At 40.1% G+C, this 12,860-nt stretch carries 12 protein-coding genes; 5 read left to right on the forward strand and 7 right to left on the reverse strand.

The features are described 5' to 3' along the window. Positions 1-268 precede the first annotated feature (268 nt). From hisS to cmk, 5 genes are read left to right on the forward strand one after another with little or no spacing between them, the layout of a single operon-like run. Entirely contained in the window at positions 269-1,636 is a 1,368-nt protein-coding gene (gene hisS, locus ACZOVS_RS08305; RefSeq protein ID WP_483996764.1) for a histidine--tRNA ligase, read from the forward strand. Continuing rightward, positions 1,633-3,141 carry a histidine ammonia-lyase gene (hutH, locus tag ACZOVS_RS08310; RefSeq protein ID WP_483996765.1) on the forward strand — a complete coding sequence of 503 codons (1,509 nt, stop codon included), beginning with the start codon at positions 1,633-1,635 and terminating at the stop codon, positions 3,139-3,141. Before hisS ends, hutH begins: the two co-directional genes overlap by 4 nt. A 54-nt stretch (positions 3,142-3,195) precedes the next feature. Next, positions 3,196-3,702, forward strand: a complete 507-nt coding sequence (locus tag ACZOVS_RS08315; protein ID WP_483996766.1) for a hypothetical protein — start codon at positions 3,196-3,198, stop codon at positions 3,700-3,702. After that, entirely contained in the window at positions 3,699-4,211 is a 513-nt protein-coding gene (locus ACZOVS_RS08320; RefSeq protein WP_483996767.1) for a hypothetical protein, read from the forward strand. The genes ACZOVS_RS08315 and ACZOVS_RS08320 overlap by 4 nt, the downstream gene beginning before the upstream one ends. Continuing rightward, positions 4,208-5,002: a (d)CMP kinase gene (cmk, locus tag ACZOVS_RS08325; protein ID WP_483996768.1), complete on the forward strand. Its 795-nt coding sequence runs from the start codon at positions 4,208-4,210 to the stop codon at positions 5,000-5,002. The genes ACZOVS_RS08320 and cmk overlap by 4 nt, the downstream gene beginning before the upstream one ends. 143 nt (positions 5,003-5,145) lie before the next feature. Here cmk and ACZOVS_RS08330 read toward each other — a convergent pair whose 3' ends face one another. The 7 genes from ACZOVS_RS08330 to ACZOVS_RS08360 form a co-directional block, all read right to left on the reverse strand. Then, the gene (locus tag ACZOVS_RS08330) at positions 5,146-7,191 is read right to left on the reverse strand and encodes a cation:proton antiporter (RefSeq protein ID WP_483996769.1); all 2,046 of its coding nucleotides are present in this window, start codon (positions 7,189-7,191) and stop codon (positions 5,146-5,148) included. Positions 7,192-7,326: 135 nt separating this feature from the next. Further along, the gene (locus tag ACZOVS_RS08335) at positions 7,327-8,853 is read right to left on the reverse strand and encodes a glycine--tRNA ligase (protein WP_483996770.1); all 1,527 of its coding nucleotides are present in this window, start codon (positions 8,851-8,853) and stop codon (positions 7,327-7,329) included. Positions 8,854-8,857: 4 nt separating this feature from the next. Further along, on the reverse strand, positions 8,858-9,907 hold the full coding sequence (queA, locus tag ACZOVS_RS08340) for a tRNA preQ1(34) S-adenosylmethionine ribosyltransferase-isomerase QueA (protein WP_483996771.1): 1,050 nt from the start codon (positions 9,905-9,907) through the stop codon (positions 8,858-8,860). Between the two features lie 99 nt (positions 9,908-10,006). Continuing rightward, the gene (locus tag ACZOVS_RS08345; protein WP_483996772.1) at positions 10,007-11,026 is read right to left on the reverse strand and encodes a PTS sugar transporter subunit IIC; all 1,020 of its coding nucleotides are present in this window, start codon (positions 11,024-11,026) and stop codon (positions 10,007-10,009) included. Positions 11,027-11,033: 7 nt separating this feature from the next. Further along, positions 11,034-11,747: a tRNA pseudouridine(55) synthase TruB gene (truB, locus tag ACZOVS_RS08350; protein ID WP_483996793.1), complete on the reverse strand. Its 714-nt coding sequence runs from the start codon at positions 11,745-11,747 to the stop codon at positions 11,034-11,036. A 6-nt stretch (positions 11,748-11,753) separates the two neighbouring features. Beyond that, the gene (locus tag ACZOVS_RS08355) at positions 11,754-12,560 is read right to left on the reverse strand and encodes an undecaprenyl-diphosphate phosphatase (RefSeq protein ID WP_483996773.1); all 807 of its coding nucleotides are present in this window, start codon (positions 12,558-12,560) and stop codon (positions 11,754-11,756) included. Positions 12,561-12,594: 34 nt separating this feature from the next. Continuing rightward, complete coding sequence (locus tag ACZOVS_RS08360) at positions 12,595-12,855, reverse strand: DUF3098 domain-containing protein (RefSeq protein WP_483996774.1); 261 nt, start codon at positions 12,853-12,855, stop codon at positions 12,595-12,597. Positions 12,856-12,860 lie beyond the last annotated feature (5 nt).

The raw sequence follows: 12,860 nt of genomic DNA on the forward strand, positions 1-12,860 counted from the left end.
AGGAAGATATACTTTAGACCCAAAAAACAGAACCTTTCTATAGTTTTTTCATTAAAAGTCTCTGATATATCTTACCTTTTCAAAAATCAACTTACAAAAACCGTACCATACCATTATATTATAACAAAATGTCATATCTGTAAAAATGTCATGTCAAATTATTGTTAATATATATTTTAAAAATTAAGATAATGTTTTAAAAACTTGAAGAATAAATTTCATAACAAATGATATTATTACTACCTTTGCAGAATAAAAAATAGCATCAATGGCACAAAAACCGTCAATACCCAAAGGCACGCGTGATTTTCTTCCGGAAGTCATGATGCGTCGCAACTATATCTTCGACACTATAAAAACCGTCTTCAAGCGTTTTGGTTTTCAGCCTATTGAGACTCCTTCCATGGAGAATCTGTCAACACTTATGGGCAAATACGGAGAAGAAGGTGACAAATTGCTGTTTCGCATTTTGAACTCCGGAGATTTCATGTCGGGAGTAGAACAAAACGGTGAACCTTTGCTTTCAGAGAAAATAAGCAATAAAATATGTGAAAAAGGATTAAGATACGACCTAACTGTACCTTTTGCGCGTTTTGTGGTACAATACAGAGACCAAATAACTTTCCCCTTCAAACGTTATCAGATACAGCCTGTTTGGAGAGCCGACCGCCCTCAAAAAGGACGTTATCGTGAGTTTTACCAATGTGACGTCGATATTATTGGCAGTGACAGCATACTAAACGAAGCAGAGTTGGCACAAATAGTGGACGAGGTTTTCAATTCATTTAATATCAATGTATTGTTGAAAATCAATAATCGCAAGATATTAGCCGGCTTGGCAGAATATATTGGACGACCGGATGCGTTGATAGATATCACCACTGCCATTGACAAATTAGACAAAATAGGTATCGACGCCGTGAAAGACGAACTGTCACAACGTGGATTAGATGAAACTGCCATCAATAGATTGGAACCTGTATTGTTCATGCAAGGTGACTCAAGACAGAAAATAGACATGTTGAAACCTTTCATGCAAGGCATCCCAACAGGAGAAAAAGGCATAGAAGAAATCGAGACACTATTCAACTATTTGGATGTCATGAAGTTACATACAGATTACGAATTAGACCTTACCTTGGCAAGAGGATTGAACTATTATACAGGAGCCATTTTTGAAGTCAAGGCTAAAGATGTCAGCATGGGAAGCATCTCGGGTGGAGGACGCTACGACAACCTCACAGGCATCTTCGGTTTGCCGGACGTGTCAGGCGTAGGTATCAGTTTCGGCGCTGACCGCATTTATGATGTGCTTAACGAGTTGAACCTTTTCCCTGAGAGAAATATTGAGAACACTGAAGTGATATTTCTCAACTTCGGCAAAAACGAAGAATTGTACTGTCTGCCATATCTTCAGCAACTGCGCCGCGAAGGTGTCAACGCTGAGATATATCCAGATGCCGCCAAGATACAGAAACAGATGAAATATGCAAACCAACGCAACATTCCTATAGTGATAATGGCAGGCGAACAGGAAATGAATGACCATTGCTTCACTGTAAAATGTATGAACGAAGGTCGTCAGGAACGCATCAAATCAGAAGACTTAACAGAAATTATAAAAAAACAGATATGAATACACATTATATTTCAGCAGAGACTCTTACCTTTGAAATGGTAAATCGTATAATTAAAGAGAATTACAAGTTAGCTTTGTCTGATGATGCAGTGCGTCGCATTCAGCATTGCCGTGACTACCTCGACAAGAAGATGGAGAATCAGTCAACGCCCATCTATGGTGTGACGACAGGATTCGGTTCTTTGTGCGATCATAACATTTCCAAGGAAGATTTAAGCAAACTGCAAAAGAATCTCGTAATGTCGCATGCCTGCGGTACAGGCGACCTCGTACCCAAAGACATCATACGCATCATGCTGCTGTTGAAAGTACAAAGTCTTTCATACGGCAACTCAGGAGTGCAAGTCATCACTGTACAACGACTGATAGACTTTTTCAACAATGATGTCTTGCCTGTCGTTTATGACGAAGGCTCGCTTGGAGCATCAGGAGACTTGGCACCGCTTGCCAACCTCATGCTGCCACTTTTAGGCTTGGGAGAGGTTCATTATAAAGGAGAGATAAGACCTGCAGCCGACATCATGAAGATCTTCGGTTGGGAACCTATCACACTACAATCCAAAGAAGGTCTCGCACTGCTCAACGGCACTCAATTCATGAGTTCATACGGCACTTACGTACTGTTGAAAGCATTGCGTCTGTCGTATCTTGCCGACATGATAGGAGCCGTGTCACTTGACGCTTTCGACGGTCGCATAGAACCGTTCTATGATCAAATCCATCAGATAAGACATCACAGAGGTCAGATAGTGACAGCCGAGCGTTACCGTAACTTCTTGAAAGGCAGCGAGATGATAGCACGAGAGAAGAACCACGTACAGGATCCCTACTCTTTCCGCTGTATCCCTCAGGTTCACGGCGCATCTAAAGACGCCATCAATTATGTAAGCACCATCTTGGGCGAAGAGATCAATGCAGTGACTGACAATCCTACCATATTCCCGGAAGAAGACCTCGTCATCTCGGCAGGCAACTTCCATGGTCAGCCTCTTGCTCTCAGTCTTGACTTCCTTGCCATTGCCATGGCAGAACTCGGTAACATCAGCGAGAGAAGGACATATCAGCTCATAGCAGGCAAACGCGGATTGCCGTCATTCCTTGTGGCTGAACCCGGACTCAACTCCGGCTTCATGATACCCCAATATGCTGCCGCTGCCATAGTAAGCCAAAACAAACAGCTATGTACTCCCGCCTCCGTGGACAGCATAGAATCGTCCCAAGGTCAGGAAGACCATGTAAGCATGGGTGCCAATGCTGCTACAAAGGCATTGCGTGTAGCCAACAACCTCGAACGTATCCTCGCTATTGAACTGTTCAATGCAGCACAGGCTCTCGATTTCAGAAAACCGGTCAAATCATCGGAGTTCATAAACAACTTCGTTGCAGAATACCGCAAGGAAGTAGAATTCGTCAAAATTGACAAAGTAATGTACACCGAGATAGCCAAATCCGTGAAGTTCTTGCAAAACTATGAACTCGGCGACAAGATTTTTGAAAATTAATTTGTTTACAACAGGGAAAGACATTGTCTTTCCCTTTCATAAATAATATATATCATGAATGAATATAATGAAAAACAGAACAGCGACGGACAGGAATTAGAAAACATTCAGCCGCAAAGACCGACATCTTTAACGGTATTATGCGTACTATCTGCCATAAATGCCATATATCAGGTGTTTTCCAACATTACTGTTTGGAGTATGTATAACAGGTTTCAGGAATTACTCGATGAAAACAGCGAATTCTACGAACAAATGGGCGACATGATGGGCAATGCATGGGAAACACTTGCCTCAAGTTACAGCAGCATATTTTCCATCAACAGAAGTTATTACTTGATTAGCTGCATTCTTTATATAACTTCTTTTATCGGAGTGATGCAGATGTGGAGACTTAAAAAAAGAGGATTCCATATTTATACCGTAGCTCAGATTTTGATTCTGATTGTTTCCACTATATTTATTTACAATACATTGAACGGTTCACCTATTGCAGACCTTATTATAACGGCAGTATTCGTCATATTCTATTTCAAGCATTATAGAAATGTGATGCAATGACAAAAAAAGAAAAGAAAAAAAGCATATTCGTCGAGCGTGAACAACTGACTCTCGGTGTCAAACTCACTGCTACTTTCGCCATTACATATTATGGTCTGTATTTCCTTTTCACCACTTTTCTCGGTATATTTTACCGTTCCGTTTTCGACCCTTCATATCTCGACAACACCGTCAATGACCAAAGCGAGATGTACGCCTTGATAGATTATCTGACACTTTGGCTAACACTCGGCATGATAGTATTTAGTCTGATAGCTCTTTTTAGAAAAAAACACTATGGCAAATATCTTTTCATGATATTCACTGTGATATTGATAATCCATCAAATATACGACTCATCATCATCAAATATTTTACCATTAGTGATCGAGTTCATTATATTGTTGGTAATTGCCCCTCTGAGGGTTTTCAGAGAGTTCAGTCTGAATCCATTCTATCCGAAAGAAGAAACCGAAAAAAACAAAAAAGAAACCGAAACAGATAACAATAGTAAAAATATTACAGAATGAAAAACATCACTATAGCCGGAGAACTCGGAAGCGGAAAAACTACTGTATCCAACTATCTAATAACCAAAATAGACTATAAAATTGTTTCCGCAGGTATGATATTCCGTAACATGGCAATGAAACACAACATGTCGGCAAAAGAATTCAACGAATTTATTGAAAATGACCCTCATTATGATAATTACGTTGACGACACAATAGCTGATATGGGCAAAAATGAAAACAACATCATTTTCGACTCACGCATGGCATGGTATTTTGTCCCTGATTCATTCAAGATTTATTTGTACGTAGATGTCAATATTGCCGCAGAACGCATATTAAACGATAAAAAACGCATAAACGAGTCATACAATGACTTCGCTTCTGCAAAACAAAATATCATAGACAGAAGAAAAAGCGAAGTGTTGAGATATTCAAACTTTTATCATGTCGATGTTAATGACTACAGACATTATGACCTCATAATAGACACCGGCAGCGCTGACAAACAGGACATCAACGAACTTGTACTCAAAAGTTTCCAAGCCTATTGCAACGGCAGAGAATACGACAAAATTTGGTTGTCTCCTAAATCTCTGAACCTGATCGAGAATAATTGCGACGATGAAAACAAGACTCTAAAAGTCATAAAATATAACAACTGTTTTTATGTATTCGAAGGTAAAAATATTGTAAAAAATGCCATAAAAGAAAATAGAACACTATTGTCTGTCAATACTTTATATCAAGAAAACGACATTCTTCCACTTGGTATTACAGCAAAAGAATTTATTATGAAAAATAAATGATATAAGTATAAATAACGGTAGTGTTTCAAAAAGTATGTAAAATTCAGAATTTTATTAGATATTTATAGTTTCTTAAAAATCTTTTATCGGACATTCGTATATTATTTAAAACAGCAGAAGATAGTGTTTCATTTACATGGGATTTATGTCTCATCTATCATGGAATTTTCGTGATTCTGTTGAGGATAAACAGCTATTTTAGCATTTTTCCTGTAACTTTCAGTCAATTTATCTGTAATAATATCAAAACGTTTCAGATAAGAAGGGAATCCTTGTCTTGAAGAGACGACAACTATCAAATCATCTTTACTGATAAAAGAAGCCATATTGGAAAAGTTGTCCCAATCGGAATAAGGAACAGATGAAAAACTCACAGACATACGTTTGTTTTTCAATATATTATTTATACACAATGCTGTATGTTCTAGACCATAATGTACTACAGGAACATTAAGTTCGCTTGAGAGCAAAGCTATTTTATTCACCCAAGATTCGAAACCGACTTCCACCTCGGCGTATGGCGTTGTCATCAGAAGGATGCGGCGTACATCTATCAATGGTCTGTCGAAAGAACATACATAGACAGCCTTATCAGTATTGTTGACAATCTTCATGATATCGGAACCGAAGAATCTGTCTATCATACCGACGATTTTACCGGGCCAGCCGAGCATCAGAGTAGTGGCTGCAGTTACTCTTGCCATTCTCACTATGCCACCTGATATGCTATGGTCAATAGTAGCGGTTATTTTTACATCCACTTCAGCCGAAGAGCCGAGTTTAACAAAATGCTGCAACTTATTCGACGCCTTCATGATATTGATTTCTGCCTGTTCATTATCCGGCACCACAGACATTATTATCACCGGTGAGGTGGATTTTCTTTCTTTCATCAGTATGGCAAGGTCGAGTAATGGTTCAAGATTGGCTATATTGGCAACCGGAATGAGTATCTTGTCAGTAGTAACAGGCTGTACTGTTAGGTCAGTTTCGTTATTCTCGTTGAGTACTATCTGTTTGGCAGCTTTCTCAGTAACGAAAGAAGCCATCATACATGTTATCAGTATAAGAATGATAGTACCGTTAAGAATGTTCTCATCCAAAATACCGGCATTATAACCTGCCAATATTATGGCTAAAGTCGCTGCTGCATGAGAACTGCTGAGACCGAATACGAGCCGTCTCTGATACTTGGAGAACTTGTATATCAACTGTGTTATCCAAGCAGCAGCCCACTTGCCGAAAAAAGCGGAAACTGACAACACTATGGCGATCATCAATGGATGATAATCTTCCAATAACACTCCGAGATCTAACAAGATACCGACTGAGATAAGGAAAAACGGAATAAAAAAGGCATTGCCAAAAAACTCTATCCTGTTCATCAGAGATGAGGAATGCGGGATAAGACGATTAAGCACCAAACCAGCCACAAAAGCTCCGATTATAGACTCAAGTCCGGACACCTCTGCAAGAAAAGCCGCAAACAGCATCACTGAGAGAACGAAGATGAAATGTGCATACTTCTCGCTGTCCAATTTCTTGAAAAACCATTTCGTTACACGTGGCACCACTAAAAACATGACAAGTGAGAACCCAATCAATATCAAAAACATCTTCACAAAAAACATCACATCTACATTGCCTTCCTTGCTGTCAAGTATCAAGGCAAGAATGATAAGAACGAGAGTATCTGTCAAGATGGTTCCTCCTACTGTTATTGCGACAGCTTCATTTTTAGATATGCCAAATTTACTTACTATGGGATAAGCCACAAGAGTATGGGTAGAAAACATGCTTGCAGTGAGAAGACTCGCCAAAAAACCGAGATCCAAGAGATAATAACACACAGGAAATCCCACTAATAGAGGCAGCGTAAATGTCAGAACTCCAAAAACAAGACTCTTATTCCTAACCATCTTGAATTGGTTCATGTCGAGGTCCAATCCGGCGAGAAACATGATATACAACAGTCCGATAGTTGAAAACAATTCTATAGGAGAGTTGTTTTCAAGCAATCCCAAACCATAAGGTCCTATGATGACACCTGCAAGGATAAGGCCTATAATACCGGGAATATTGAATTTGCCGAGTATGAGTGGAGCAAGCAATATTATCAACAACATGATTGACAATATCAAGACAGGATTTGTCAGTGGAAGACTGAAAAAACCTTTAAAAAACTCCATTATATTCAGTAATACAACACTACACAGCATAATATGGGGTGTTAATATTCATTTCATAATTTTTTACGACTCAATAAAGTTTATCATGACTTTACAATTATGACATTACTTTATCGAGATATGGACCGACACACATTAAAATTTAACGTGTGATATTTTCTCACGTACTATCTCATGAAGTCTGTCCGCGTTAACGCGAATCTGTTCCATGGTATCGCGGTCGCGTACTGTAACGGTGTTATCTTCAATAGTCTGATTATCAATAGTAACACAGAGAGGAGTACCAATAGCATCCTGACGTCTGTAGCGTTTGCCAATAGAGTCTTTCTCTTCATACTGGCACATGAAATCCGGTTGCAGAGCTGACATTATCATGCTTGCCTTTTCCGGCATACCGTCTTTCTTGACGAGAGGCAATATTGCCACCTTATATGGAGCGAGAAGAGGCGGAAATTTCATCACCACGCGTTCAGAACCGTCCTCGAGTTTTTCCTCAGTATAAGCATAACTGAACATAGCGAGGAACATACGGTCGAGACCTATGGAAGTCTCAATGACATAAGGAGTATAACTCTCATTTGTTTCCGGATCGAAATATTGTATTTTCTTACCGGAGAACTCGGCATGACGTGACAAATCGAAATCGGTACGGCTGTGTATGCCTTCCAATTCCTTGAAACCGAAAGGAAATTCAAATTCAATATCAGTAGCAGCGTTAGCATAGTGAGCGAGTTTCTCATGGTCATGGAACCTATACATAGAAGCGGGGATGCCAAGAGAGAGATGCCATTTGAGACGTTCTTCCTTCCATTTGGCAAACCATTCGAGCTCGGTGCCGGGCCGCACAAAAAACTGCATTTCCATCTGTTCGAACTCTCTCATACGAAAGATAAACTGTCGTGCCACTATCTCATTACGAAACGCCTTACCGGTCTGTGCTATACCAAACGGTATTTTCATTCTCCCTGTCTTCTGCACGTTAAGATAGTTGACAAAGATACCCTGCGCTGTCTCCGGACGAAGGTATATCTCGTTAGCACCCTCAGCAACAGAACCCATCTGCGTTGCAAACATGAGGTTGAATTGACGCACATCGGTCCAGTTGCGTGAACCTGAAACAGGACATACTATGCCGAGATCTATTATCAGTTGCTTTATACCGGCGAGGTCGTTTTGTTCCATGGCAGAATAAAGACGGTGACTGATGTCTTCAATTTCTTTCTTATAGCCAAGCACTCTCGGGTTAGTGGTAATGAACTGCTGTTCATCGAAAGCGTCGCCAAAACGTTTTTTTGCTTTTTCAACCTCCTTGTTTACCTTATCTTCTATTTTGGCAATATGGTCTTCCACGAGCACATCGGCACGATAGCGTTTTTTGCTATCCTTATTATCTATCATAGGGTCATTAAAAGCATCGACATGACCGGAAGCCTTCCAAACTGTGGGATGCATGAAGATAGCTGCATCAAGACCCACAATATTCTCGTGCATCTGCACCATTGCTTTCCACCAATACTGTCGTATATTGTTTTTCAGTTCGACACCATTCTGTGCATAATCGTAAACTGCCGACAATCCGTCATAAATTTCGCTTGAAGGAAAAATAAAGCCATATTCCTTGGCATGAGAGGTTATCTTCTTAAAAAAATCTTCCTGATTCATAAAATTATAAAATTAACATAGCGTCACCATAAGTAAAGAAATTATATTTCTCGTTTATAGCCTCTTTATATGACTTCATAAGCAAGTCATAACCGGCAAAGGCTGCCACTTCCGTCATCATAGGGGACTTGGGAAGATGAAAATTGGTAATAAGAGCATCAGCAGTAGTAAAATCGTATGGAGGGAAAATAAACTTGTTTGTCCAACCCTTGTAAGGTTTCATTTTACCATTGATATTCACGGCTGTTTCGAGAACTTTAAGAGAAGTAGTACCAACGGCAAACACTTTACAGTGATTTGCTTTGGCGAAGTTTATCATATCGCATGCCTCTTGTGTTATTTCCATAGCTTCAGAGTCTGTTTTATGTTTGGTAAGGTCTTCGACCTCAATGTCTCGGAAATTACCGGTACCTGTATGTAATGTCACTTCAGCAAAACTAACATTATTGATTTCCAAACGCTTCATCAATATTTTGCTAAAATGCATTCCCGCAGTAGGCGCAGCAATAGAACCTTCGTATTTAGCATAGACAGTCTGATAGTTTTCAGCATCTTCCGGTTCCACCTCTCTGTTATGAATCTTAGGCAGAGGAGTATTACCCAACCGTGTGATGGTGTTTTTAAACTCTTCCGGTGTACCATCGAAAAGGAAACGCAAAGTCCTTCCTCTCGAAGTAGTATTATCTATCACTTCTGCCACAAGTTCATCATTTTCACCAAAATACAACTTATTACCTATCCTTATCTTACGTGCAGGGTCCACCAAAACGTCCCACAAACGACTTTCATGATTCAGTTCTCTGAGAAGCAACACCTCTATTTTTGCTCCTGTTTTCTCCTTCTCACCATAAAGACGAGCCGGAAACACCTTAGTATTATTAATGACAAAGACATCACCATCATTAGTATATTCTATGATATCTTTAAAAACACGATGCTCTATACTGCCATCCTCCCGATGTAGCACCATCATTCTCGCCTCGTCGCGATTCTTAGGCGGATAGTTGGCTATAAGATTCTGAGGCAGGTTGAATTTAAACTGAGACAACTTCATTTCTCAACAATTTTTTTACTGATTTGCAAATATACGATATCAAACAAGTTTTGTCAATAGTTATTTTTCAAACATCTTATTATCAACAAGATATATAAGTTATTGTTCTATTCTCAGGTCACCTTCCCTTATCAACTTCATTTTACGAAACAACAAGCCAAAACCATACGACAACAATGCCGGCAACACGAAGCATACCAGAAGTATGCCTATCCACATCATTGTTCCTCCATCCGGCATGGCAGACACTATGCCGAAAGGTCCTACAAGACCACATGTTCCCATACCGGAACCTATTGGTATATTTTCAAGACGAAAGACACATGTAGATATGGGTCCTGTTATGGCTCCTGCCAATGTAGGAGGGATCCACACAAGAGGATTCTTTATGATATTTGGCATCTGTAACATTGAGGTTCCCAATCCTTGTGAGACAAGACCGCTCCAGCGATTTTCTTTGAAACTCATGACAGCGAAACCTACCATCTGAGCGCAACAGCCTGCCGTGGCAGCACCACCGGCAAGACCTGACAACCCTATTGCTATACACAGTGCAGCACTGCTGATTGGCAATGTCAACGCCATGCCTATAGTTACCGATATAACCATTCCCATAACGAAAGGATGCAACACCGTCATACTTTCCACGAAATGACCGAAAGAGTCCATGAATGCCATAATGCCGGGACCGACGAACATAGATAGTAACACTCCCGATACTATCGCTACTGAGGGAGTAACAAGTATGTCAAGTTTAGTTTCTTTCGATACCATTTTGCCAAGTTCTGTACTTATTACCACTGCAATAAGTGCCCCTACAGGACCGCCGAGAGCATTTCCGGCAATACCCACAGCCACTTCACTGAACAACACCAATGCAGGAGCATGAAGTGCGTATGCGATGGCGACACCTATGGCAGCTCCTGTCGCCTGCTTAGAATACGTGGCTATGGTAATGAACAAGTCAAGACCTGTCTTTTCACCAAGCGTATTGAATATCACACCTATCAGCAGAGAGGCAAACAAACCCAATGCCATGGCTCCCAAGGCATCAATGAGATATGCCTTGACAGAAATATCAATATTTTTCCTTTTTAAAAAAGATGCAAAACCACCCATAAACACATCATTCTATTTTAACATCATGGTCACAACCATTTTCTATTATTGTCTTTTTCAGTTCCATGAGATCCCAGGCATCATCAACGCAGTAATCTCCAATATGAGTGCGGCGCAAAGCTGTAAGACAGGCTCCGTTGTTCAAAGCTTTACCAAAATCGTTGACAAGAGAACGTATATAAGTACCCTTGGAACACTTAACAACAAAATCTATTTCCGGGAATCTCTTTGTATCTATTTTGAAATCAAAGATATGAACGTTACGTTCCTTCATCTCGAGTTCTTTGTCAGACCTTGCATAATCGAAAGCCCTTTTGCCATTGATTTTAATAGCGGAAAACTTGGGAGGACGCTGTAATATGTCGCCAACAAAGGAGTTACAAACCGACTGCATCATATTCTCTGTTATCCCGTCAACAGGGAACAAGGCATCCGGCTCGCTTTCGAGGTCGAACGTAGGTGTGGTTCTGCCAAGCAACATGGTGCCGGAATATACCTTCTCTTTGGCTTGGTATTCATCTATCTGTTTAGTCTTTTTCCCGGTACAAACAATAAGAAGTCCTGTCGCAAGAGGGTCTAAAGTGCCGGCATGACCCACTTTCAATTTTTTTATGCCATGATAACGTTTCACCAAGGCACGTATAAGGTTGACAGCATCGAAAGATGTCCAGTCGAGAGGCTTGTCTATAAGAAAAACTTCTCCTTCTTCAAAATTGAACATCATGACTTATATTGAGAATGACACAGCAAGCACGCCGACAATGACACAATAGATGGCGAAATATATCAGTTTGCCGCGTTTTACGATATTTATCATGAACTTGCAGGCGAAACAGCCGGATATGAAAGCACCAAGAGTACCGGATATGATAGGCAACACCCCCAACCCTTGAGCCAGCATGGCAGGATCTTTCAAAAAATCAAGCAAAGAAAGAAACGCCTCACCGAGTATGGGAATGAGAACCATAAGAAACGAGAACTGTGCCACCTGTTCTTTTTTATTGCCAAGCAACAAACCTGTAGCTATGGTCGTTCCAGAGCGCGACAGTCCCGGAAGTACAGCTACTGCCTGAGCCAGACCTATAATAAAAGCATGACCGTATGAAATATTGTCTCTTTGTCTCGGTTTGGCAAAATATGAAAACGTAAGAAGCAATGCCGTTATTATCAGACAAATACCAACCACAAGCAGGCCACTGCCGAATATACGCTCTATATATTTCTTAAAAAACAGACCTATGATAAGAACAGGTATCATAGAGACAAATATCTTCATTACATAATCTTTCTCGGGATTCCACACCTTGGTGCAAAAAGTACCTTTGAAAAGATCCGCTATTTCTTTACGCAATATCACTATGGTACTCAACACCGTGGCAGCATGTACCATAACGTCAAATTCCAACAGTTCCGAAGGACTGTTTTCAACATTCAACAAAGTTTGCAATATAGTCAAATGCCCACTGCTGCTAACGGGCAAAAACTCTGTCAATCCTTGCAGGATACCCAACAATAATGCCTCTAACCAATTCATATCATTATATAATATAAAACCTACGTTCTAAATATCATTGTTTAGGACGTTTCATAATAGCATAAAACTCTATGCCGAAACCTGCAAGTACCAATACAGGAGCAAGAGTAAGACGACGGAAATTGAACATCCCTTCATTAAAAACATCAGGATCGTTGGAGCCGCCTCCTATCATCAATAGAAAACCTATCAACAATACCACCAAACCAATAATTACCCATTTATAATTCTCACGGGTAAAAGGCATTTGTTTTTCCTCATTATTTGTCTTGTCAATATCAACCTTTTTTTTCATCATTT

This window comes from Candidatus Limimorpha avicola (assembly GCF_056978975.1).